Genomic DNA, 23,249 nt, shown 5'->3' on the forward strand with positions numbered 1-23,249 from the left:
GGCATTGGGTACCCTCACGGGTGACTTCGGGGCGCCGGCGGGGGCCGGAACGCCGCTAGCAGGGACGGATCCTCATGAGCAGCGCACCTTCGCCAGGCATCTTCCAACCGCTCAAGGCCGACGACCCGGAGGTCGTGGGCGGCTACCGGCTCGCGGCGGTGCTCGGCGCCGGCGGCATGGGCAAGGTGTACCTCTCGTACACGCCGGGCGGCCGGCCCATCGCCATCAAGGTGATCCGGTCCGAGTTCGGCGAGGACCCCGAGTTCCGGCGGCGCTTCCAGCAGGAAGTGCGGTCCGCGGAGCGGGTCCAGGGCCTCTACACCGCCCCGGTCATCGACTCGGACACCGAGGGCTCCCAGCCCTGGCTGGCCACGGCCTACGTGCCCGGCCCCTCCCTCGCGCACGCCGTGGCCCACCACGGCGCACTGCCGCCGCGCAGCGTGCTGCTGCTGGCCGTCGGGGTCGCCGAGGCCCTGACCGTCATCCACGGCGCGGGCATCGTTCACCGCGACCTGAAGCCCGCCAACGTGCTCCTCGCCTCCGACGGCCCGCGCGTCATCGACTTCGGCATCGCCCGCGCGGCCGACAGCACCGCCCTGACCAGCACCGGCGTCAGCATCGGCACCCCGGCGTTCATGGCGCCCGAACAGGCCTCGGCGGGCACGATCAGCCCGGCCACCGACGTCTTCGCCCTCGGCCAGATCGCCGCCTTCGCGGCGATCGGCTCCTCCGTCTACGGGGACGGGCCCTCGCACGCCGTGCTCTACCGGATCGTGCACGAGGACCCCGACCTCAGCGGGCTGCCCGAGGAACTGCGGCCCCTGGTGACCCGCTGCCTCAGCCGCGACCCGGCCGACCGCCCCGCGCTGACCGAGGTCATCGCGCTGTGCAACGAAGCCGCGGGCGCCGAGCCGCTGCGCCAGGGGGAGGACTGGCTGCCGCGCGCGGTGGCCGGTTCCATCACCGAGCGCGTGCACCTGCTGCCCGCCCCGGCGCCCACCCCGCCGCCGAAGCCGGCCGCGCCGATCCCGACCGAGGTCTCCGCACAGCCTCCGTCCCCGAGCGCGCCTGCGGCCGTCCCCGCCGCGCCCGGGTACACGCCCACCGGCCTGGCCGCCGCCCCGACGCAGGCCGCTGCGGCGCAGCCCGGTCCGGGGCAGCCTGCTCCGGCTCAGCCCGGTCCGGCTCAGCCCGGTCCGGCTCAGCCCGGTCCGCAGACGGTTCCGACCGGCTACGGGACGCCGCCGCCGTACGCACAGCCCACCTACGCGCAGCCTCCGCGCCCGCAGCCTTCGTACGCGCAGCCCACGTACGCCCAGCCCACCTACGCGCAGCCCGGGTGGGGGCAGCCCACGTACCCGCCCGCGCCGACCCGCCCCAAGCGGACCGGGCTGATCGTCACCTTGTCCGTCGTGGGCGCCGTCATCGGGCTCGCCGTCCTCGGGTCCCTGCTCCCGGACGATTCCAAGAAGAACGGTGCGGCCGGGTCGCCCGGCAGTGGCGGCAGCACGGCGGGTGCCAGCGCCTCCCCGGGCAAGGCCCAGAAGCCCGTCGACCCGAAGCCGGTCGAGTACAAGGGCATCGACGTGCCCGAGTCCCACCAGCTGATGCTCGCAGACAATCCGCCGCGTCCGGCGGAGGATCCGAGCGGCGGGGGCGTGCATTACGGGAAGGGGGACCTCTTCTACTACTACGACGAAGCCTTCGGGAACCACGAGTTCGGCACCGACAACGGAAAGCTGGTCCTGCTGAACAACGCGGAGAAGGGCTCGCTGGAGACCTGCCGCAAGGTGACCCGCTTCACCGAGAAGATCAAACTCGACCAACTCACGGCCGGATCCGAGGTCTGCGTCCTGAGCAATGCGGGGCACATCGCGGTGGCGACCTTCCGCGGCAAATCGGGTGCGAAGGAGTCGAGCCAGTACATCACCCTCGACCTCACGATCTGGCGCAACGCGGAGGAAGCGAAGAAGGACTGACCGGGCCCGGCGCCCGGGCGCCGGGCCCGGGGCTCAGAAGCGGCGAGGTGGCAGGAGGAGACTCACTGCCACGCCCGCGACGACCCAGGTCAGCAGCCCGGCGAGCGGCACCAGCACAACCGCGAGGTCCGTACGGGCGAGCAGCAGCGAGGCCGTCGTCAACCCGGCGGCGATGCCCGATGTGTTGGCTACGAACGCGGCTTCCTCCGCCCGTGTCACCGCCTCGAACAAGCGCGTCAGGCCCGTGGCGGTCCAGAAGGCCAGTGGTCCCATCACCACGAGGGCCAGGACCCCCACCCACCACGGGATCCCCGGGGCCCAGAGCAGCAGGATCGCCACGGCCATGGCCGCGAGTATGGAGAGCCAGAAGCCCACCAGCGACAGGCCGTCTTCGTCCTCATCCGACTCGTCCGAGAGCGGCTGGTCGATCTGGAAGACGATGCCGACCACGACGCCCACGACGACCGACCACGTCGCGGACAGGACCTGGAACGCGAACAGCTGGCCCCCGACCGCCAGCGCGGGCGCCAGGAAGGACATCCAGGCGGCGCCCGTCGACAGCACGGTCGGCCGGGGCTTCACGGGATCCTGAGCGGCGGACGTCTCTCGGAGTCCGCCCGACGGCACCCATCCGGCGGGTGACGGCTCGGGCGGCCGCACAGCGGGCGGCCGGGCGGCGGCCAGCCGGACAGCGGCGGTTTCCGTCGGGCGTGCGGCGAGGTTCCGCGGTGCCGCGGGCGGTCCCGACGGCTTCCACAACTCGGTCGCCGGGTGGCCCTGTTGGCTTCCGGCCCGGCTCAGCAGCTCCCCGGTCGCGGCCGCGCTCTGCGGGCGGTCCGCCGGGTCCTTGCTCAGCAGCCGCAGGACCAGCCGGTCGAGCTCGCCCGTGACGTCGGGCCGCTGCGTCCGTACCGGTTCCGGCATCCTGCTCGCGTGCTGGGCGAGCACGTCCCACCCCGTGCCCGTGAACGGCGGTTCCCCGGTGAGCAGTTCGTACAGCACGCAGCCCAGCGCGTAGAGGTCGGTGCGCGCGTCGTGCTCTCCCCGGGCCTGTTCGGGCGCCATGTACGCGGGCGTCCCGATCACCGACCCGGTCGTCGTCAGCCCGCCCGCTCCGCTCTGCCGGGCGATGCCGAAGTCGCAGATCTTGATCCGGCCCTTCGCGGTCAGCAGGATGTTGCCCGGCTTGATGTCCCGGTGGACGATCCCCGCCGCGTGCGCCGCCTGGAGTCCCTCACAGATCTGCACACCCCACCGCACCACGTCCTCGACGGCCGCGGGACCGCTCTCCGCCGACAGCGGGAGCCCGTCGACGAGCTCCATCACCAGGAAGACGACCGTCCGTCCGTCGACGTCACCTTCCCCGACGTCGTGCACGGCCACGACGTGCGGGTCGGACAGCCTGGCGGCCGCCCGCGCCTCGGACCGTAACCGCAGTGCGAGCTTGTCCTCGCCCGGCCGGGCGATGACCTTGACCGCGACATCCCGGTCCAGCGAGAGGTCGCGGCCGCGCCACACCTCGCCCATGCCACCTGCGCCTATCAGCTCGGCCAGCTCGTACCGGCCCGCCAACACCATGCCCTCCATCGGCACCCCCTTGAAGGGCACTGTAGCCACGGGAGGGACCCGGGCACGCAGGCGCGGGAAGGCCGGGCGCCCCCCTGGCGGTGGGGCGCCCGGCCGCTTGGGTCACGGGGTCACGGGGTCACGGGACGGATCACGGGCAGTACTGCGCCTGCTTGCCGATCGACCGGTACATGCAGTCCGCGTTCTCCAGGAGCTGCAGCACCGCGTCCTTGTTGCGCGCCGTCTCGGCGGCGATGACCTCGTCCGGCGGGTAGAAGCCGCCGCCGCCGGAACCGGCCGGGTACATCTCGAAGGTGTAGCCGAAGATCTTCTGGTCGCCCCACAGCCAGTCGTCGATCGTCCCGTCGGTGATGTACAGGTCGCTCGACTGCTCCGGCGTGTAGCCGTTGCTGGCCGCCATGCTGGTGCCGATCTTCTTGAACACGGCCAGGTCGTCGACGCTCAGGCCGGGCGCCGTGTCGTTGTACGTCCACCCGAACGGCCACAGCACGAGCTCGCTGTACGTGTGGAAGTCGATGGCGGCCGTGATCTGCTGCTTGCCGCCGACCACGCGGCTGCGCACGAAGTCCGAGACCACCTTCACCTCGGGCGCCGACTCGGCGGCCGGGCCCCGGTAGGTCTCGGAGCTCTTGCTGCCGCTGGAGCCGCCGCAGCAGCCCCACTTGTAGTTCCAGTTGCGGTTCTCGTCCGTGCCGACGTAGGAGGAGCCGGCGTTCGGCTGCCGGTTCTTGCGCCAGGAGCGGTACGAGCCGGAGGCGATGTCGTACTCGCCGCCGTCCGGGTTCAGGTCGGGGATGATCCAGATCTCGCGGCCGTTGATCATGTTGGTGACGCGCGATTCCGTCCCGTACTTGGAGCCGAACTCCTTGAGCAGGTAGAGGGCCATCTCGACTGTCAGGTGCTCACGGGCGTGCTGGTGGTGCGTGAAGAGCACCTCGGGCTCGGCCTCGTCGGTCGCGACGTTGTCGCTGATCTTGATGGCGATGAGGTCCCGGCCCTGGTACGACTTCCCGATGACCTGCTTGCTCATGATCGAGGGGTACTGGGCGATGCGCTGGTCGATCTCCGCGTTCGCCTCGGCGTAGTTGTGGTAGAGCGCGTCCTTCGACGGGAAGTCGCTGATCCCGGCGGCGATGTCGCGCCCGTCGGAACGGTCCGGCGGTCCGGGCAGCGCGGTCAGCTCGTAGCCGAGTGCGCGCAGCTTCTTGGCCTGCATCGGGTCGGCGCTGACGACGACCGAGCGGGCGTCCACCTCGTCGATGGAGACGCCGGTACGGAGCAGGGCGGTGCGTTCCGTCGCCGTGGACGGGCCCTGGATGTCGTACTGGGCGATCGACTCGTCCTGGGTGGCGGTCGACGGGGTGGGTGGCGGGGCTGCCGTCGCACTCATGCCGTAGGCGGGTGCGCCGAGCGCGAGCGCGAGAAGGGCCGCCGTGATGGCGGCCCTTCGGCGGTGGTGGAGCCGCATGCGTTCTCCTGGGTGGGAGTGTGGGGGTAGCCGTGCGGACGCGCACAGCGTGCTCTCGTGGCATGTTCGGGTCAAGAACTCGAACCGGCCATCCCCACACACCTACCTGCTACGGCAGGCCGTGGACCTTGGGACCCACCGCGTTGGACCAAGCACTACCCGCCTTGGCGTCCCAGTTGGTCGACCAGGTCATCGCGCCGCGCAGTCCCGGGTAGGTCTTCGACGGCTTGAAGGTGCCGCAGCTCGCGCCCCTGGCCAGACAGTCCAGCGCGCTGTTCACGATGGCCGGCGAGACGTAGCCGCTGCCCGCGCCGCTGGGGGAGGCCGGGACCCCGATGCCCACCTGTGAGGGGTCGAGCCCGCCCTCGAGCTGGATGCAGGCCAGCGCGGTGAGGAAGTCCACCGAGCCTTGAGAGTAGACCTTGCCGTCGCAGCCGAGCATCGCGCCGCTGTTGTAGTACTGCATGTTGACGACGGTCAGGATGTCCTTCACCGCGAGCGCCGTCTTGAAGTAGCCGCCCTGCGTCGACTGCATGTCGATGGTCTGCGGGGCCATGGTGAGGACGAGCGAGGGCCCGGCCTTCGCCGACAGCGCGCGCAGCGCCTGGGTCATGTAGGTCGGGTTCAGGCCGTTCTCCAGGTCGATGTCGATCCCGGTGAAGCCGTACTCCTGCATCAGCGCGTACGCGGAGTTCGCGAGGTTGGTCGCGGACGCCGAGTCGCCCACCGAGATGGTGCCCTTCTCGCCGCCGATGGAGAGGATGACCGACTTGCCGGCCGCCTTCTTCGCCGCGATGTCCGCCTTGAACTGCGGGACCGTGTAGCCGCCGAGGCCGGCCGAGTCGAGGTTGAAGGTGATGCCGCCGGGCGTGGCCGTGGCGTCGGCGAAGGAGACGGCGATGATGTCGTACTGCGCGGAGACGTCGGAGATCTTCTGGACGGTCGCGCCGTTGTTGAAGTTCTGCCAGTAGCCCGTCACCGCGTGCTTGGGCACCGCCGGGTTCGGGTTGCCGCCCCCGCCGCTGGTGGTCGTGCCGGGCACGGCCGCGCCCTTCGCGCCCTCGCCGGCCGCGTTGTAGGCGCTCACCTGGAAGGAGTACGTGGTCGATGCGGCGAGCCCGGTGATCTGCGCGGAGGTGCCCGAGGTCACGGTCTGGACGCGGACGCCGTCCTGATACACGTAATACCCGGCGGCTCCGGTGACCGTGTTCCACGAAAGGGTGAGCCCGCTGGAGCTCTGGCCGGAAACGGCGCTGCCGGCCGGTGCGCCGGGGATGGTCGGCGAGGGGTCGGTGCCGCCTCCGCCGTCGGGACCGAAGACGCTGAACTCGTCGACCACGAAGCCCGGCTGTCCGTACCAGCCGTGGGTGTAGACGGTGACCTGGGTGGTGCTCGCGCCGGTGGTGAAGGTGGTGGACAGCTTCTGGAAGCCGCCGCCGGTGCCGGGGGTCCAGGTGGAGACGTCCTGGGTGCCGGTCCCGGTCGCGCCGAGGTACACGTACGACCCGTTGACCTGCTGGCTCAGCGTGTACGTCGAACTCGGCTTGACGGTGACGACCTGGCTGCACCGGGCGTTGTCCTGGCCCGCCGGGGTGGCCTTGAGGGCGCCGGCCCCCGCGAAGACGGGGGAGGAGACGACGGCGCCGCTGCCGGAGGTGCAGGTCCAGTTGGCGAGGCCGGACTCGAAGCCGCCGTTGCGGACGACGTTGACGTCGGCGGCCCGGGCGGTGCCGGTGGCCAGGGCGGTGAGCCCGGCGGCGGTGAGCGTCACCGCGAGCGGGACGGCGAGGGAGCGTATGCGGTTCACGTGGGCTCCGTGGGGGGAGTGGGGAGGTGAGGACGCGTCATTCGGCATGTCTGGGGCAAGTGGGGTGCCCCGCAGCCAAGTTGGTCTAGTCCAATGTTCATGTCAAGAGTGTTTGCAATATGGCTTGAACTGATCGACGGGGCCGTCGACTTCCGATCCTTGTTGTCCGGATTTTCCCGCCCTCCGTGACACGTGCCCGTGGCACGGGAATGTGTAAGGCCCTGCCCTGTCAGGAAGGACGTGGATATGGTGCTGGGGCAAGGGGGAAGGGTGTTGATCGTTTGCGGTCGCGCAGCATGCGCGCACCCGCAACGACCAGGGGAACGCCCGTGGATGACCGGGTGAACGACCGGGTGAACGGGGGGATGCGCGTGCCGATCGCCATTGCTGTCACCAGCGCCGATCTGGTGCTGCCGGCCCCGGACCGGCACACCCCGGCCGCCGCCGTACTGCCGCCGCCCGAGGAGCTCGACCTGGAGGGCGCACTCGCCCAGACGGCCGGCCTGCTGGAGCGCCACGGCCACCTGGTGGTCCTCGTGCCGTCCTGGCTCCGCGCCTCCGCCGTCCGCCGCCTGCACACCGTCCGGGCCATCCTGGAAACCGACCGGATCGCGCTGGTCGACGTCGATCTCCCGCCGCTGGGAACCGCCCTGCTGGTACGTCAGCTGCGCCAGCTCAGCGTCACCGACTTCAGCCCCGGAGTCCTCGCCTCCGCCGCCCGGCTCCTCGCGCACTACGTCTACGCCGGCGCCCTGCTCGGCTCGGTCGCCAAACTGGACCGGGTGCCGGTCGGGCTCAAGGCGCACGCCAAGTCCTGGTCCCCGAACGCCCAGTTCGCCGTACTGGCCAACCCGTCCCCGCACCTGGTCAAACTGGGCTCGGGCTCCGGCGGAACCCACGGCGGAGGCGCCACGCTCCCCCCGGGCCCCGAATTCGCCACCCACCTCACCTTCGCCCGCGGCCAGCTCACCACCGACTGGGTGGCCACCGACCTGGCCCCCGCCTGGCGGGTCCAGGGCGTCATGGAGAACCAGCTGCCCGCGGACTCGCCCGCCTGGTGGGCCACACCGAAGCTCGTGGAGTTCGCGGCCGCCATCCCGGACCCCTCGGTGCTCTACCAGCTCGTCGCCTCGGTCCGCCGCGAAGAGTGCCGCTGGTGCGGCTTCGAACTCATCGGCGACCGCTGCGGCTTCTGCGCCGCCCCGCTCCTCGCACCGGCCCCACCGCCCCCGACGGCCTCCGCCTCCGCGGCCCAGCTCCGCCCCAGATCCAGATCCAGACACTGACCGGCCCGAACGAAATGAAGAACGGCGAGGTAAGACGGCCATGAACTCACGCCAGCGCCGCGGCGTCATCCTGCTGATCCTGTCGGTCCTGTGCGCCCTCGCCGCCTTCGGCGGAGTCCTCGTGGTGATGGGAGACGTCAACTCCAAGGTCGGCAACGAGGTCGTCGCCTACCGGGTGAAGGGCGACATAGCCCCGTACACCCCGCTGGCGGCCGGCCAGTTCGAGGAGGTCACGCTCCCGAAGCGGTGGCTGTCCGAGACCGCCGTCACCGACCTGGCCGCACTCAAGGACAAGCTGGCGCTCACCGCCCTGAAGAAGGGCTCGCTGCTCCAGAGCGACATGTTCGTCGACAAGCCGAAGCTCCAGGCGGGGGAGCAGGAGATGGCCATCATGATCGACGCCTCGACGGGTGTGGCGGGCAAGATCACCCCCGGCGCCAAGGTCAACATCATCGGCACGTTCAAGAGCAAGAAGGCGGACGGCCCCGACCAGTCCGTGGTCATGGTGGCCAACGCCCGCGTCATCAACGTCGGGAAGCTCACCCCCCTCGACCCCAAGGACAGCGAGAGGAAGGGCGCCGCCGAGGCGGTCCCGATCACCTTCGCCCTGTCCGCCAAGGACAGCCAGCGCGTCGCCTACGCCGAGTCCTTCGCAGTACACGTACGCCTGGCCCTGGTGGCCCCCGGCACCGACTCGGCGCCCAGCCCGGGCGACCGCTTCTACACCCTCGAAGGGGACAAGTGAGGCGCCGATGACCACTCGCATCCTCCCCGCGGTCGGCGACCCGGAATCCGCACGCATCATCGCCACCCTGCTCAGCCAGCTCCCCGGCGCCGAGCCGGCCGCCCCCGTCCCCGACTCCACCTTCCTCCTCGACATGCTCGCCCGGCTCGCGGGCGAGTCGATCGACGAGCTGCCCGAGGTGGTGCTCGTACACGAGCGGATCGGTCCGCTCCCCGCCCTGGACCTCATCCGCGAGGTCGCCCTGCGCTTCCCCGCCGTCGGCGTCGTCCTCCTGACCTCCGACGCGAGCCCCGCGCTCTTCTCCGCCGCCATGGACTCCGGCGCCCGCGGCCTGATCGGCCTGCCCCTCGCCTACGAGGAACTGGCCGCCCGCGTCCAGGCCGCCGCCCAGTGGTCCGTGGGCGTACGCCGCCACCTGGGCCGCGGCCCGGAGCTGCCCAGCGGCCCGGGCGGCAAGGTCGTCACGGTCACCGGCGCCAAGGGCGGGGTCGGCGCCACCTTCGCGGCCGTGCAGTTCGCGCTCGCCGCGGTGGCCGCGGGCCGGCGTACGGCCCTGGTCGACCTGGACCTCCAGGCCGGCGACGTCGGCTCGTACCTCGACGTGCAGTTCCGCCGCTCCATCGCCGACCTCGCCGGCATCCAGGACATCTCCCCGCGCGTCCTGTCGGACGCCGTCTACGACGACCGCACGGGCCTCGCGCTGCTCCTGGCCCCGGCGGACGGCGAACGCGGCGAGGAGGTCGACGACCGCGCCGCCCGGCACGTGATCGCCGCCCTGCGCGCCCGCTACGAACTGGTCGTCATCGACTGCGGCACCCAGGTGACCGGCGCCAACGCGGCGGCCGTGGAGCTGGCGGACGTCGCCGTCCTGGTCACCACCCCGGACGTGGTCGCGGTACGGGCCGCCAAGCGGATGGTCCGGATGTGGGAACGGCTCCAGGTCAGGAAGGCGGAGGAGACGACCATGGTCGTCAACCGCTGGTCCAAGCAGACCGAGATCCAGCCCGCCCTGATCGAGAAGATCACCAAGACCCGGTCGGTACGCACCCCCGTGCCGGCCGCCTTCAAGGAACTCCAGGCCGTCGTCGACGCGGGCCGGGTGCAGGACCTCGACAACCGCTCGACGGTCAAGCAGGCCCTGTGGGCGGTGGCGGGCGAACTGGGTCTGCTCGCCGCCCCGGAGGCCCAGGACGCCCCGGCGGCCGAGCCCGGCGCGGCCCTGGCGGTACGAGGCTCCGGGCCGGTGGCCCGGCTGCGCGGCGGCGACCGGGGCGCCCTCGGACCGTGGCTGCGGCGCGGGCGGGAGGGCTGAGGGGTGGCCGGGCGGAGACGGGACCGGGTTCGCGGGGATCAGGGGCAGGTGGCGATCGAGTTCGTCGGCATGCTCCCGTTCATCCTGCTCATCGTGGTGGCGGTGTGGGAGTGCGTGCTCATCGGGTACGCGTACTCGCTGGCGGGCAACGCCGCGGACGAGGCGGCACGGGTGGGGGCGGTATACGGAGACGGCCCCTGCCGGGAGGCCGCGCGGGAGCACATCTCCGGGGCCTGGAACATGCCGCCCGCGGACTGCAGGAAGTCGGGGAACCTCTACAAGGCCGACGTCACGCTCAACCTTCCCGTCCTGCTCCCGGCGTTCGACATCGGCATCGACATCGTCGGCCACGGCGGCTCCCCGAACGAGAAGGAGGACTGAGATGAACCTGATGCGCAAGATCCGCGACAGTGATCGTGACCGGGGTCAAGTCGCCCTGGAATACATCGGGTTCCTGCCCTTCCTGCTCTTGGTCGGGCTCGGCGGGATCCAGTTGGGTTGGACCGCGTACGTGACGCAGCAGGCCGAGACGGCTGCCCGTACGGCGGCGCGCGTGGAAGCGCGCTATCCGGGCGAGGGCAGGGCGGCGGGCCTGGCAGCGATCAGGCCGAGCCTCGCGGCGGGGGCGGACGTTCCTCCGCCGGCCGTCACCCCGGACTCGGTCACGGTGAGGGTGACCCTCACGATCAACTCGGTCGTGCCCGGGATCGCCTCCCGCCCCGTCACCCGGACCGTAGTCATGCCCAACGACGACCCCGAGGTGACCGGACCATGAGCCTGCGTTCCCGGGTGAACACCCCCGACGACCGCCACAACCCGCGCGAGGACGGCCGCCTGGTCTCCTCGTACCGCGCCAAGCTGCTGGAGGAGATCGACCTCGCCGAGATGTCCGCGCTCGCGCCCGCCGAGCGCCGCGCGCGCCTGGAGCGCGTACTCGGCCACATCATCAGCCGCGAGGGTCCGGTCCTCTCCACCGCCGAGCGCGCCCAGCTCATCCGCCGCGTCGTGGACGAGGCCCTCGGCCTCGGTGTGCTCGAACCGCTCCTCGAAGACCCGACCATCTCCGAGATCATGGTCAACGGCCCCGACCAGATCTTCGTGGAACGCTCCGGCCGCGTGGAGCAGCTCCCGCTCCGCTTCGCCTCGCACGAGCAGCTGATGCAGACCATCGAGCGCATCGTCTCCACGGTCAACCGCCGCGTGGACGAGGCCAATCCGATGGTCGACGCCCGCCTGCCCAGCGGCGAGCGCGTCAACGTGATCATCCCGCCGCTCTCCCTGACCGGCGCCACCCTCACCATCCGCCGCTTCCCCCGGGCCTTCACTCTCCACGAGATGATCGGCGTCGGCTCCCTGGACGAGCAGATGGTCCTCCTGCTGTCGGGCCTGGTCGCGGCGAAGCTGAACGTGATCGTCTCCGGCGCCACCGGCACCGGCAAGACCACCCTCCTCAACGCCCTCTCCGGTCTGATCCCGGAGGGCGAGCGCATCATCACCATCGAGGACTCCGCCGAGCTCCAGCTCCAGCAGGCGCACGTCATCCGCCTCGAATCCCGCCCGGCCAACGTGGAGGGCAAGGGCGAGATCACCATCCGCGACCTGGTCCGCAACTCCCTGCGCATGCGCCCCGACCGCATCATCGTCGGCGAGGTCCGCGGCGGTGAGACGCTCGACATGCTCCAGGCGATGTCCACCGGCCACGACGGTTCGCTCGCCACCGTGCACGCGAACAGTTCCGTCGACGCCCTGATGCGCCTGCAGACCCTCGCTTCGATGTCCGAGGTGGAGATCCCCTTCGAGGCCCTCCAGGACCAGATCAACAGCGCGGTCCACGTCATCGTCCAGCTCACCCGCTTCGGCGACGGCACGCGCCGCATCACCGAGATCTCCCTCCTCGACTCCCACGGCCGCGAGCCGTTCCGCATCACGACGGTCTGCCGCTTCGCGGCGATGCCGATGGGCCCGGACGGCCGCGTCCACGGCCGCTTCGAGTACTACCCGCTGCCCCGCTGGCTCGCGGACCGCCTCTACATGAACAACCAGCCGATCCCGCAGGCCTTCGGGGTCGAGCCGGTGGCGGCCGACCCGCTCAACGACCCTCTCACCGACCCCCGCACCGGCCCGTTCCCCGGCCCCCTCCCCGCCCGCATCACCCGGACAGCCCTATGAACCCACTGATCCTCCTCACCCTCGGTGCCACGCTTCTGGCCTGCGTCCTGGTGGTCGTCGGCCTCCACGCCTACGCCGCCGGCCGCGCCCAGCGCGCCGCGCTCATCGAGCGCCTCTCGGCGACCGGCCTCCCCGCGCCCCTCGGCCGCAGGCGCCGCTTCCCGGGCGTGGACCGGCGCCTGCGCACGACCAAGCTGGGGCGCGGCATCGAGCGCAAGCTCGCGGTGACCGGCCTGGACCTCACCGTCGGCGAGTACTTCGTCTACATGCTGGCCACGGTCGCCGGGATCTGGCTGGTCTCGGCCTCCTTCCTGGCTCCGTTCTTCGGACCGGTGGCCGGCCTGATCGCCCTGTGGGGCGCCAACGCCTTCCTCAACTGGCAGCGGGCGCGCCGCACCGAGCGGTTCATCAACCAGCTCCCCGACCTGGCCCGCATCCTCGCCAACGCCACCCAGGCAGGCCTGGCCCTGCGTACGGCCATCGGCATGGCGGCCGAGGAACTGGAGGCACCAGCCGGAGAGGAACTGGCCCGGGTCGCCGACCGGCTCGCGGTGGGCCACTCCATCGAGGAGGCCCTCGGCGAGATCGAAGAGCGCCTGCCCTCCCGCGAACTGGTCGTCCTGGTCTCCACGCTCGTCCTGTCCGCCCGCGCGGGCGGCGCGATCGTGGGCAGCCTGCGCAACCTGACGGTGACGCTGGAGCAGCGCAAGGAGACCCGTCGAGAGGTCCGTACCCAGCTGTCCCAGGTCACGGCCACGGCGTACCTGGTGCCGGTGATGGGCATCGGCTCGCTGCTCCTCGTGGACGCGATGATGCCGGGCGCCCTGGACCGGATGACGGGTTCCGTCGTCGGACAGACCGCCGTACTCGTCGCCCTCGGGCTCTTCGCGCTCGGCTTCCTCGCCATCCGCCGCCTGTCCAAGATCGACGTATGAGGAGGTCCGCATGATCGCGCTGCTCCTGGCCCTGGCCGTGGGCCTGTCGGTCTTCGGCGTGTTCCACGGCATCCGGCTCTACCGCGCCGACACCAAACTCCCGTCCGACCTGATGCTGGCCCTGGAGGTCGGTGCCACCCGCACGACGGCCGTCGGCTCGCTCATCGACCGCATCGGCATCCGCTACGCGCCGCTGATACTGCGCCTGATGGGCCCGGACCGGGTGGCGCGCAAACGCCGCCAGATCGACACGGCGGGCAACCCGTCCGGCCTGACCATCGACCGCTACGCCGCACGCCGCGCCGTCTACGCCTTCCTCGGCGCCGTCGGAGCCTTCGCCATGCTGATCAACGGCCAACTGATCCTGGCGCTCCTCATGGTCGCCTTCGGCCTGTTCTGGATCGAGGCCGGCCTCTGGTCGGCGATCCGGATCCGCCGCGACCACATCGACCGGACCCTGCCGGACTTCCTGGACGTCCTCGCCGTGGTCGTCAGCGCCGGGCTCGGCTTCCGGCCCGCGCTGGAGCGGGTGGCGGACAAGTACGAGGGCCCGTGGTCCGACGAGATCCGGATCACCCTCCAGCAGATGACCATGGGCGTCAGCCGCCGCCAGGCCTTCGACGAGCTGCGCCGGCGCAACGACTCCGAGCAGGTCGCGCAGTTCGTCACCGCCCTCCAGCAGGGCGAGGAACTGGGCTCTCCGATCGTCGACACCCTGATCGCCATCGCCGAGGACATGCGGCGCACGGACGCCCAGAACGCCCGCCGCCGGGCCGCCAAGGCCGTCCCGAAGGCCACCTTCGTCGTCACGATGTTCATGCTGCCCGGCACCATGATCCTCCTGATCGGCGGGTTCGTGTACGGAGCCGACGTCGACTTCGGCGCCATGTTCGGGGGCGGCTGAGCCATGACCGCCTCGCTGGACGTCACGGCGTCCACCGCCGCACGGGACCGGGACCGGCCGTCCCCGCGCCCCGCGGTGAAGCTACCGATCGCCCTCCAGGCCAACGCCCTACAGGCCCTCTGCCGCCAGGTCTTCGCCTTCCGCCTCGTGATGATCGCCCTCGGGACACCGGTGGTGCTGAGCCGCACGGCACCCGGGACGCCGACGCACCTGGCGGGCGGCGCGGTCCTGCTCACCTTCCTGCTGTCCTACGTCCTGCTCCGCGACTGGGAGCGCTTCGGACCGCTGCTCCTGCGCCACCGCTGGCCGCTGGCGGTCGACTGGGCGTTCTTCAGCGGACTGCTCCTCCTGACAGCCACCCCCGGCTCCCCGATCCTCCTCGCCTCGGTGTGCACTCCACTGCTGGCCGGGATCGTCTACGGTCGCCCCGGCGCGGCGGTCTACGCGGTCGTCCAGGCGGCCGTCGTGGCGGTGGCCGCCAATGCCCTGACGCTGGCGGTGCTCTGCGTCCTGGCGGGCGCGGCCGGAGCCTCCCTGCGCGGCCTGCTCCTCCGCTTCGGCACGGCCGGCCAGGCCCTGCTGGAGACCCGTGCCCGCCTGGCGGTGGCGGAGGCGGTGCAGGCCGAACGGGACCACCTGGCCCGCGAGCTGCACGACTCCGCCGCGAAGACCCTGCACGGCCTGGCCCTGGCCGCCGACTCCCTGACCCGCACCACCGACCCGGCGACCCTCCGCCGCCAGGCCGCCCTGGTGTCCGGCGCGGCCCGCCGCGCGGTCGCGGAGTCCCGGGACGTACTGGCCGACCTGCGCCGGGACTTGGACGCGCCGGGGGTGTCCCTGGCGTCGGAACTCCGGGCCCGCATCGCCCCTGCCGAGGCCGAGCTGCGCGTGACGGGCACCCTCCCGGTGGTGCCCTCCCCGGTGGCCCGGCACTTGCTGGCGGTGGCGGGCGAGGCTCTGGAGAACGCCCGTCGCCATGCGGGAGCGGAACGGATCACGGTCGAGGCGGCCGTAGCCGCCTCCGACCTCCTGCTGGTGATCGAGGACGACGGCCGGGGCCTCCCGCCCGGCGTCGACCTCTCGGCACTGCACGGCGCGGGCCGCTTCGGCCTGCTGGGCATGGCGGAACGCGCAGCCGCGATCGGCGCCCGCCTCCACATAGGAGCCCGCCCGGGCGGGCAGCCGGGGACACAGGTCCGCCTCACCCTTCCGCTGGCGGCCCTCGCTGCGGGGAGGGAGGCGTGATGGCCCCGCTGCGCGTCCTGATCGCCGACGACAACCCGGTCGTACGAGCCGGCCTGGCGGCCCTCCTGGGCACCGCCGAAGACATCCAGGTGGCGGCAGAGGCGGCGGACGGCCGCGAAGCCCTCCACCTGACCCGGCTCCACACCCCCGATGTCATCCTGCTGGACGTCCGGATGCCCGGCGTGGACGGCATCTCGGCGCTGCCCCACCTGGTACAGCTCGCACCGGTCCTGATGCTGACGTACAGCCAGGAGTCGGAGATCGTCCGGGAGACGCTGCTGTTGGGTGCGGGTGGCTACTTGGTGCACGGCGAATTCACGCCGGACCACCTCGTCGCAGCCGTCCGCGACGTCCGCGCGGGCCGCGCCCATTTCAGCCCGACGGCGGCGAGCGCGGTGCTCGCGGAACTCCGGACCTCTTCGCATCCGCAACGAACTGTGGGACAGTCTTCGGAGCGTCTTCCCAACCATGCTGTGTACGGCCTGAGTTCACGTGAGGAGGAGGTCATGGGTCTCATCGCTTCCGGCATGAGTAACCAGCAGATCGCAGCCAGTTGCTTTATCAGCGAGAAGACGGTCAAGAACCACATCAACCGGATCTTCGCGAAGCTCCAGACCGCCACGCGCAGCGAGGCGATAGCCCGTTGGCTGGGAACCGCCCGTCCGGGGGTGGCTGGCCATGGGTAGACGGAGTGCGCAGTGGGTCCGTAATTGGGTCCCGGGACCCTTTGCAACTGCTGGTGCGTCGTCGTACCGTCCGCGAACCGATACCGGCGCCGGCTCTGGAGAGGACTCCCATGCTGCACCTCAGGCTGCTCAAGGCGATCGTCGAACGGAAGAACCGGATGCGACGGGGTGGGGACGAGGGTCAGACGGTCTTCGAGTACCTGGGGATCATCGTGATCATTGCCGGGATCGTCGCGGCCATCATCGCGTCTGGTCTAGCGGGCAGCATTTCGGACGCGATCAAGGATGTGTTGAAGGACATCACAGGCTGATGCCGAGGGCGTCGCGCGATCAGGGGCAGGTTCTCCCCTTCTACGCAGCGATGATGGGATGCCTGCTCTTCGCTGCGTTCGCCTTTGTCGTCGTAGGGATGGCGGGAGCCACACGCAGCGATGCGCAGGGTGCCGCCGACGCGGCGGCGCTCGCGGCGGCCCAGGAGGCTAGGGACAACCTGCTCGTGGGTATGGATCTCCGCACTCTCACACCCGCCGATTGGGACGACATCCTTGAAGGTGATCGGCTCGACCCGGAGGGGGCTTGTGCGAAGGCGCATCAGTTCGCCGACTTGAACGGTGCTAATGCGGAGTGCAGCCCTGGCGTCCTGCGGTTCACCGTCACCACAGAGACCGACGGCACGATCGGGGACACGGCCATCGACGGAACCGAGGATATGAAGGGCCGAGCCGAGGCGACCGCTGTGATCGAGCCTCGGTGCGCGCTACAGCCCGGGTCGACCCCCACGGCGACACCGTCGCCCAGCGCGACACCCGGTCCGGTTGTCATCGACTGCAAGGGCGGGGGGGTGGTCACGGTGAACCCCTCAACACCAGGTTCGTTGACGAAGCTGGCGAGGCAACTCTTCAGCGTGCGGCTGACCGACTGACACCGAACGAGAGACAAGGAAACGGCGTACATGAGCATTCGGCAGAAGGTGAAGGTCCGCGGGGGAGCGGCCGTTGCGGTTGCGGCGGCCTTGGCCCTTGTGTTGTCCGGATGCGGCGGTGAGGAGAAGCCGAAGGACCCGAAGAATTCCGCGACCTCGGACCAGGGGGCCAGCTCGCCGAAGGCCACGCCAAGCACTGGCAAGACATCAGCAGAGCCGGTTGAGGTGATCGCAACGTCCAAGGGGCCGGACGGCCTCACCCTGGAGATCACTGTTGTGGAACGTGACGCAGACGGATACCTGACTGTCAGCGGCCAGATCAAGAACTCCGGATCGGAATCCTACGTACGCACTTCCGCGTGGGTCGGCTCGGAGAAGAATGCCAGCCCGGCTTCGATCGCCGGTGCAACTCTCGTCGACGCCGTAGGCAAGAAGCGCTATTACGTGCTCCGCGACACAGAGGGCAGGTGCGCGTGCACCACGGGTCTCGCGCGTGTAGGTGCCGGGGAGACCGTCCCCATCTTCGCGCAGTTCCCCGCACCGCCACAGACCACGACGGAGGTGGTCTTCGGCTTCCCGACGTTCGAAGCGGCCACCGTCAAGATATCCGGGTGACATCATGACCAAACGCCATCGCACTTCCGCTGCCACGGCCGTCGCCGGTCTCATCATCGCGGGCGTCCACTTCATCGGCGCGACCAGCGCGCACGCCGACGACGTCACGCCATCCGTACCCCCCGGGACGGAACCATCCGCCTCGGCGCCCGTGCCCATCAAAGCCGACTCCCCGGGGCTCAAGCTCCCGCAGGGTGGCGTGCTCGCGCCCTCCAAGGTGCTGGACATGGTGGAGGTCGTCGAAGACCTCGGGGGCGAGGAACGGCGCCAGGAGACGAACCAGACCGTCATGATGGCGCTGCAATCCGAGGTGATGTTCCCCGAGGACAGTGCCATCTTCAACGCCCAGGCCGCCGCCCGCATCCAGGCCATCGCGCAGGAGATCAACACCCAGAAGGCCACCACCGTCCGGGTCTTCGGCTTCACCGACGACCAGGGCAGCTACGAGCACGGCAAGGAACTCTCCAAGAAGCGCGCCGACGCGGTCCAGGCCGAGCTGGCGAAGACGGTGACGAACCCCAGCGTCACCTTCGACGTACGCGGCTACAGCGAGGACTACCCGATCGCCGACAACGGCACCGAGGAAGGCCGCAAGAAGAACCGCCGCGTGGAGATCACCTTCCCGCGCAGCGTCAAGTAGAGCCGAACCTGCTCCGCGCCCGCGCCCCGGCCCCGGCACCCGCCCCGGCCGGGGCGCGGTACCAGCCCGCCCGCGCGGGCCTCCGTCAAGCGAGCAGCAAGTTGTGGATCTCGTACACCTTCGCGTCGACCGGCGGCGCCCCCAACTCCTGCGCGGCGGGGATGATCACGTCCTCCAGGAAGCGCTGGTGGTCGGCCGCCGACTCCCAGACTTCGATGACCTGCCAGCCGCCGTCCCCGAGGGGCGTCGCTACGTGGGAGATGAGGCCGACGGGCAGGTTCGTCCGGTCCGGGATCGTCCGGTCGAAGACGGTCTGGTAGAGCTCCTGGGTCCAGTCAGCGCCCTGGTTGTGCACCAAAACTGCCATCTCGACTCCTTGGTGAAGGGGTCCTCACTACGACGCTACGTCCGCCCGCGCCCGGCAGCGAATGCTGGTGGACCGTCCGTCCGTCGCCCCTCAGAAGGCCGCGGTGTCGATCTCGCACTCGAACGGCGCCGGCACCCGGAGCGGCTTGCCGAAGGAGACGGTCCAGCGTGACCGGTATCCCCCCGGGGAGGGCTCGGAGAAGCACGTGATTTCCCCTGCCTGCATGTCCACGACGAGGTAGACGGGGACCAGCCGGCCGTACACGCTCAGCTTCTCGTTCCAATCCGCGTCCTTCGTGGAGACGGAGGTGAATTCGGCCACGAGTGACAGTGCCTCTGCGTCGGCGTGCCGCCCTTCGGCGTCGAAGGCGGCTTCCTCCACGACGAAGAGGTCCGGGCCGTAGGCGCGTTCTACCTCGGGGAAGCTGAAGAGGAACGGCGCGTAGTCGGCGATGTGCCCTTCCGGGGCATGTTCCTCCAGTTGCCGACGCAGTGCGCGCATGGGGCGCAGGTAGCGCAGCTTCGACCACGGTGACACAACGATCTTCCCCCGGATGAGCTCGGCCTTGAAGCCGTCAGGCGTGTCCATTTCTTCGACTGTGCGCAGCAGGTCGTCGAAGCCCGGCCCTCCCACCTCGGCGTCTATGGGCGTGGGCTGCTCGATCATGACTGTCACCGTCGTCCTCCGGGCGCCTGCGGCGTGGCTGCTCGTACGCTCTGTGCCTCACCCCAGGCTAGCGCCGGAGTACTCCTCCCGCCCCGGGGCGGGAGGAGCGGATGGCGCTGCAGTCGTTCCTCAGGTCCGTCCATGCCGCCACGCTACGAGCGGTGGCATATGCCGGACAGCGGAACTGCGTCCCCTCACCCGAACGGGTGGGCGCATACAGAGGCCCCCACTCGGGGCGGGGTCGGCGTCCGCTGGGCATTCGCTGACTGCTGACGCCGGACGTCAGCCGGTCAGGAGGTGGTCGGCCTTGCCGGCCTTGATGTCCCGGATGAGCTGTTGCAGGGCCTCGCGGGTGTCTGTGAGGTAGGTGTCCTCCTGGCCGGAGAGGGCTATGTAGCTGTTGCCGTCCCCGTCCACCCCGATCCGGTAGCAGTTGTTTCCTTCGCCGCAGAAGGCGTCTTCCCAGTCGATGTCGGCCATCGGGGGCTCCTCAGAGGTGGCGGGCGATCGCGTGGATGAACTCGCGGGATGCCCCGGGGGTCAGGGCGTGCTTGTCCATCCAGTGGATGTGGGACTGGTACTTCGCGAGCTGGGCCTCGTCATGCGTGAATTCGGGGCCGTGGGCCGAGTCGAGTTGCACGGTGTCGAGTGGGGGGACCGCGCCCTCGGCGTAGAGCATCGCGTGTCCTGCCCCCGGGAAGGCCCCCGTCTCGACGGTCAGGACGCGGAGCGTGAGGTTGTCCCGCTCGGAGACCTCGCAGAGATACTCAAGCTGCTCGCGGGTGGCCCGGCGACCGCCGAACTGCATCCGCAGCGCGGCTTCGTGCACGTAGGCGTCGTAGGGGCGGGCGTCGTCGCCTTCCAGTACCTGCTGTCGCTTCAGGCGGTGTGCCACGCGCATTTCGACCTCGGACGGCGGGAGCGCGGGGAGCACCGAGCCGAATACGGCTCGGGCGTAGGAGCCCTGATGGAGCAGCCCCGGAAGGTGGACGGTCTGCACTGTGCACAGACGGGTTGCGTGCCACTCCAGCTCGGAGATGTCGAGCAGCCCGGGTGGGATCGCGCCGCGGTACGCCTCCCACCAGCCTCGCTCCCGGGGCTGCGCCAGCGCGGACAGTTTGTCGACGTAGGGCTCGTCCACCACCCCGCAGCGCGCTGCCAGGGTGCGTAGGCGCTCCTCGCTGACGGCGCGAAGTCCCTGTTCGATCGCGGACAGTTGGGAGCGGCTGACGCTCAGCGCGGCGGCCGCCGACTCGGCGGAGACGTCGGCGGCGACTCGCATCCTGCGCAACTCCGCGCCCACGCGCCGTTGGCGCTGCGTCGGAGAGGTCCTGGCTGTCATGCCAGCAGTCTGCCGGTTCACGGGCGCCCCCGGTGACGGCGGGGCAATTTCTCTAAGCGCGGGCACAATTGCACCCGCGATCCGCTACATTCGGTAATGCACCGCTCACGCAAGGGAGTTGGAAGTGCATCGCCGCAGCATGCCTCGGCCTCGGCGACGAGCCACTGCCCCCACCAATGCGAGAGCAACCCGTGCGCGTCGAGCTCACCGAAGTCACGTCCGCATCCGCGTCACGACAGGGAGTCCGCCATGCTCAGCCCCTTCATGCCCGCCAGTCCCGGCTGCTTCGACGCTTGCCCGCCGAGCGATGCGCCGCCGTCCCCCGACGGGCTGTCGTGCAGCCTGACCGTGCCCGGGGAGCCGTACAGCGCCCAGATCGCGCGCAGCACCGTACGGTCCGTCCTGCACGCCCAGCACCTCGACCGGGTCGTGCCCGCCACCGTCCAAGTGGTCGGGGAACTCATCGCCGCGGCCTGGTACTTGGACCCCGGTCGGAGCCTGTACCTCGCCCTCCGCCACCGCGAAGGCGCTCTCCGCCTCACCGTCTACGACGGGCACACGCCCCACACCCATCCCCGCCTCGCCGCCCACTGCGAGGCCCGCCGCCGCGCTGCCCTGCGGGTGATGGCCGCCGTCGTGCGGGACTGTGGCGGAGCGTGGGGCTTCGGGGAATCCCGGGAACCCGGCGGCGGGACGCGTACCTGGGCGAGCCTGCCGGTGGCGGGGGCCGCCGGGTACCTGGCCGGGTCAGCGGCTGCGCCGGAGTGACCGTGACCGCCTCGGTGCCCTCGTCGACGTTGACGGGCGTCGGCGTCGGCGTCGGCGTCAGCGGTCGGGCGACTGCTACCTATGATCGTCGCGCTGGGGGAGCCGCGTGACGTCCCGTCTGCCGACCGGCGGCGTCACGCTTAGGGGGAGCAGCGAGCATGGCCATAGAAACGACGCGGTCGAACGACGCCGAGCCGAACGACGCCGAGCCGAGCGCCGACGAGCCGAACGACGACGCGTCCGCGCGCGGGGACCGGAACCGTCGCATCCTGATTCGGGGCGGGGCGATCGCGGCTCTGGTCTGCGTCGTCGCCGTCGCGTCCGTCTTCGTCGCGGGCCGGTTCCCCGGCGACTCGATGGCCACCGCCTGGAAGACCCCCGCGGACCCCACGTTCACCTATCAGCGCGACGACACCTCGGTGTACGAAGGCAGCGGGTCCTGGCTGGCCGGCGACATGCTGGTGCGGAGCCGGTCCGACGGGGCGACCGGGCAAGACGCCGGGACCGGCAAGCGGGTATGGGACTACCGGCCGCCGGGCACCTCCAAGATCTGTGCGACCAAGGCCGACGTGGCTCATTCCGTCATGATCGTCACCCGCGACGACGAGAACCGGCCCGAGTCGGACAAGCGGCAGTTGTGCACCACGCTCGCCGCGGTCGACACGAAGAACGGCCGCGAGATCTGGCGCACCCCGATCCCGGCCGTGTCCCGCGAAAAGAACATGAGTGACCACGACCGTCCCCTGGTGACCGCGGGCGGCGGTCTCGCCGTGCTCGCCCACCAGGGACTGCGCGCCGTGGATGTACGCACCGGAACGCCCAGCTGGACGGCGGCCGTTCCCCCGAACTGCGTCCCGGCCCACGCCCTGCCGGCCGTGCGGCACGTGGGGGCCCTCCTCGCCTGCGGTGGCACGAAGAAGGAACCGAACGGGATCGCCAAGGACGCCGAACTGCGCGCGGCCGCCTTCGACCCGGCCACCGGCGCGCTCCTGTGGTCCACCCTGCTCGGCGAGCGAGAGCCGGCCCTGTGGGGCGAAGTCGGCGCGGACCTCGTCTCCGCCGACCCGCTGGTCGTGGACAGCGTCGGCGCCTACCACTCCTTCGGCAGGGGCGGCCGGCCCAACCCGCCCATCGACACCCGAAGCGTGTCCAGGAGCGCGGTGGTGGACGGCACCAGGCTCTACGGCTTCGGCGGGGGGTACCAGAAGGGCATCGGCACCCGGCACTACGCCGTTGCCTTCGACCTGGCCACCGGACGGCAGGTGTGGAAGACCGACCTCGACTCCAGGATCAGCGTCTTCCACCTCCAGGACGGGAGGCTGACCGTGGTCGGCGAGCGCGATGACCTGATGTTCTTCCCGGCGGTGCGCCTGTTCCTCCTCGATGCCGCCACCGGCAAGAAGCGCGACGTCCGCCGCTTCCACTACGGCGAGGAACCAGAGGGCGAGGCCTTCGAGTACAAGGACCTGCTCATCGTCGATGACACGGCGTACAAACGCGCGTGACGCGACGGCACCACGGCTGACGGCTCAGTCGGGCCGGCGGGCGGAGTTCAGGCGGGCCGCCGTCGACAGGTCGCCGTCGCGTTCGTGGAGGTACGCGGCCACCGCGGTCGCGCCGAGGCCAAGCCACAACACGCTTCGGCGGGCGATGGGTTGGGGCTTCCTGTCCTCTTCGGCTGTCGCGGCCCTGCGGCCTTCTCCATCTCCTCGGCCTCCTCCGTAACGGTCGGATACGGGGACTCAGGGACGGGGGCCGACCGGCCCGCCGCCCTGACCGGTCCGCAGCGCAGCGCGGCCGGCGATC

24 protein-coding genes are annotated in these 23,249 nt (G+C 70.8%); 17 read left to right on the top strand and 7 right to left on the bottom strand.

From position 1 onward, the window contains the following. Positions 1-74 precede the first annotated feature (74 nt). A complete protein-coding gene (locus tag AC3IYI_RS25570; protein ID WP_489405928.1) occupies positions 75-1,979 on the top strand; it encodes a serine/threonine protein kinase in 1,905 nt (634 codons plus the stop codon). A 33-nt stretch (positions 1,980-2,012) separates the two neighbouring features. Here the strand turns inward: AC3IYI_RS25570 and AC3IYI_RS25575 are convergent, their stop codons facing one another. The 3 genes from AC3IYI_RS25575 to AC3IYI_RS25585 all read right to left on the bottom strand — a co-directional run bounded on the left by AC3IYI_RS25575 (position 2,013) and on the right by AC3IYI_RS25585 (position 6,889). After that, positions 2,013-3,596: a serine/threonine-protein kinase gene (locus tag AC3IYI_RS25575; RefSeq protein WP_489405929.1), complete on the bottom strand. Its 1,584-nt coding sequence runs from the start codon at positions 3,594-3,596 to the stop codon at positions 2,013-2,015. Positions 3,597-3,696: 100 nt separating this feature from the next. Then, on the bottom strand, positions 3,697-5,034 hold the full coding sequence (locus AC3IYI_RS25580; protein WP_489405930.1) for a M14 family metallopeptidase: 1,338 nt from the start codon (positions 5,032-5,034) through the stop codon (positions 3,697-3,699). Between the two features lie 109 nt (positions 5,035-5,143). Beyond that, the gene (locus tag AC3IYI_RS25585) at positions 5,144-6,889 is read right to left on the bottom strand and encodes a chitinase (RefSeq protein WP_489405931.1); all 1,746 of its coding nucleotides are present in this window, start codon (positions 6,887-6,889) and stop codon (positions 5,144-5,146) included. A 317-nt stretch (positions 6,890-7,206) separates the two neighbouring features. On the opposite strand from AC3IYI_RS25585, the gene AC3IYI_RS25590 reads away from it, so the two are divergent. The 14 genes from AC3IYI_RS25590 to AC3IYI_RS25655 all read left to right on the top strand — a co-directional run bounded on the left by AC3IYI_RS25590 (position 7,207) and on the right by AC3IYI_RS25655 (position 18,300). Continuing rightward, a complete protein-coding gene (locus AC3IYI_RS25590; RefSeq protein WP_489411662.1) occupies positions 7,207-8,127 on the top strand; it encodes a hypothetical protein in 921 nt (306 codons plus the stop codon). Between the two features lie 40 nt (positions 8,128-8,167). Then, complete coding sequence (cpaB, locus tag AC3IYI_RS25595; RefSeq protein WP_489405932.1) at positions 8,168-8,872, top strand: Flp pilus assembly protein CpaB; 705 nt, start codon at positions 8,168-8,170, stop codon at positions 8,870-8,872. A gap of 7 nt (positions 8,873-8,879) precedes the next feature. Next, entirely contained in the window at positions 8,880-10,184 is a 1,305-nt protein-coding gene (locus tag AC3IYI_RS25600; RefSeq protein WP_489405933.1) for a CpaE/TadZ family protein, read from the top strand. A gap of 48 nt (positions 10,185-10,232) precedes the next feature. Next, on the top strand, positions 10,233-10,565 hold the full coding sequence (locus tag AC3IYI_RS25605) for a TadE/TadG family type IV pilus assembly protein (RefSeq protein ID WP_489405934.1): 333 nt from the start codon (positions 10,233-10,235) through the stop codon (positions 10,563-10,565). A 1-nt stretch (position 10,566) separates the two neighbouring features. Further along, positions 10,567-10,959 carry a TadE/TadG family type IV pilus assembly protein gene (locus tag AC3IYI_RS25610; RefSeq protein ID WP_489405935.1) on the top strand — a complete coding sequence of 131 codons (393 nt, stop codon included), beginning with the start codon at positions 10,567-10,569 and terminating at the stop codon, positions 10,957-10,959. Next, positions 10,956-12,353 (top strand): TadA family conjugal transfer-associated ATPase, encoded by a 1,398-nt coding sequence (locus AC3IYI_RS25615; RefSeq protein WP_489405936.1) that lies wholly within the window; start codon positions 10,956-10,958, stop codon positions 12,351-12,353. Before AC3IYI_RS25610 ends, AC3IYI_RS25615 begins: the two co-directional genes overlap by 4 nt. Beyond that, positions 12,350-13,288, top strand: a complete 939-nt coding sequence (locus tag AC3IYI_RS25620; protein ID WP_489405937.1) for a type II secretion system F family protein — start codon at positions 12,350-12,352, stop codon at positions 13,286-13,288. The genes AC3IYI_RS25615 and AC3IYI_RS25620 overlap by 4 nt, the downstream gene beginning before the upstream one ends. Before the next feature lie 13 nt (positions 13,289-13,301). Continuing rightward, positions 13,302-14,192 (top strand): DUF5936 domain-containing protein, encoded by an 891-nt coding sequence (locus AC3IYI_RS25625; protein WP_489411663.1) that lies wholly within the window; start codon positions 13,302-13,304, stop codon positions 14,190-14,192. A gap of 3 nt (positions 14,193-14,195) precedes the next feature. Continuing rightward, positions 14,196-15,437, top strand: a complete 1,242-nt coding sequence (locus tag AC3IYI_RS25630) for a sensor histidine kinase (RefSeq protein ID WP_489405938.1) — start codon at positions 14,196-14,198, stop codon at positions 15,435-15,437. Continuing rightward, positions 15,437-16,123: a response regulator gene (locus AC3IYI_RS25635; protein ID WP_489411664.1), complete on the top strand. Its 687-nt coding sequence runs from the start codon at positions 15,437-15,439 to the stop codon at positions 16,121-16,123. The genes AC3IYI_RS25630 and AC3IYI_RS25635 overlap by 1 nt, the downstream gene beginning before the upstream one ends. Before the next feature lie 110 nt (positions 16,124-16,233). Next, the gene (locus AC3IYI_RS25640; RefSeq protein WP_489405939.1) at positions 16,234-16,434 is read left to right on the top strand and encodes a Flp family type IVb pilin; all 201 of its coding nucleotides are present in this window, start codon (positions 16,234-16,236) and stop codon (positions 16,432-16,434) included. After that, positions 16,434-17,045, top strand: coding sequence for a pilus assembly protein TadG-related protein (locus AC3IYI_RS25645; protein ID WP_489405940.1), 612 nt, complete (start codon positions 16,434-16,436; stop codon positions 17,043-17,045). The genes AC3IYI_RS25640 and AC3IYI_RS25645 overlap by 1 nt, the downstream gene beginning before the upstream one ends. A 30-nt stretch (positions 17,046-17,075) precedes the next feature. Continuing rightward, on the top strand, positions 17,076-17,660 hold the full coding sequence (locus AC3IYI_RS25650; RefSeq protein ID WP_489405941.1) for a hypothetical protein: 585 nt from the start codon (positions 17,076-17,078) through the stop codon (positions 17,658-17,660). 4 nt (positions 17,661-17,664) lie between these two features. Continuing rightward, the gene (locus AC3IYI_RS25655) at positions 17,665-18,300 is read left to right on the top strand and encodes an OmpA family protein (protein WP_489405942.1); all 636 of its coding nucleotides are present in this window, start codon (positions 17,665-17,667) and stop codon (positions 18,298-18,300) included. Positions 18,301-18,385: 85 nt separating this feature from the next. Here AC3IYI_RS25655 and AC3IYI_RS25660 read toward each other — a convergent pair whose 3' ends face one another. From AC3IYI_RS25660 to AC3IYI_RS25675, 4 genes are all read right to left on the bottom strand, one after another. Further along, positions 18,386-18,667 (bottom strand): hypothetical protein, encoded by a 282-nt coding sequence (locus tag AC3IYI_RS25660; protein ID WP_489405943.1) that lies wholly within the window; start codon positions 18,665-18,667, stop codon positions 18,386-18,388. A gap of 90 nt (positions 18,668-18,757) precedes the next feature. Continuing rightward, positions 18,758-19,333 (bottom strand): Uma2 family endonuclease, encoded by a 576-nt coding sequence (locus tag AC3IYI_RS25665; protein ID WP_489405944.1) that lies wholly within the window; start codon positions 19,331-19,333, stop codon positions 18,758-18,760. Between the two features lie 282 nt (positions 19,334-19,615). Next, positions 19,616-19,813 carry a hypothetical protein gene (locus tag AC3IYI_RS25670; RefSeq protein ID WP_489405945.1) on the bottom strand — a complete coding sequence of 66 codons (198 nt, stop codon included), beginning with the start codon at positions 19,811-19,813 and terminating at the stop codon, positions 19,616-19,618. 10 nt (positions 19,814-19,823) lie between these two features. After that, positions 19,824-20,675 carry a DUF5753 domain-containing protein gene (locus tag AC3IYI_RS25675; RefSeq protein ID WP_489405946.1) on the bottom strand — a complete coding sequence of 284 codons (852 nt, stop codon included), beginning with the start codon at positions 20,673-20,675 and terminating at the stop codon, positions 19,824-19,826. Positions 20,676-20,924: 249 nt separating this feature from the next. Here AC3IYI_RS25675 and AC3IYI_RS25680 point away from each other — a divergent pair, with 249 nt between their 5' ends. Together AC3IYI_RS25680 and AC3IYI_RS25685 are read left to right on the top strand one after the other, a co-directional pair. Continuing rightward, positions 20,925-21,443, top strand: coding sequence for an ATP-binding protein (locus tag AC3IYI_RS25680; RefSeq protein ID WP_489405947.1), 519 nt, complete (start codon positions 20,925-20,927; stop codon positions 21,441-21,443). Positions 21,444-21,601: 158 nt separating this feature from the next. Beyond that, positions 21,602-22,948 carry an outer membrane protein assembly factor BamB family protein gene (locus AC3IYI_RS25685; RefSeq protein ID WP_489405948.1) on the top strand — a complete coding sequence of 449 codons (1,347 nt, stop codon included), beginning with the start codon at positions 21,602-21,604 and terminating at the stop codon, positions 22,946-22,948. Positions 22,949-23,249 lie beyond the last annotated feature (301 nt).

Source organism: Streptomyces sp. GL_148, from assembly GCF_057834205.1.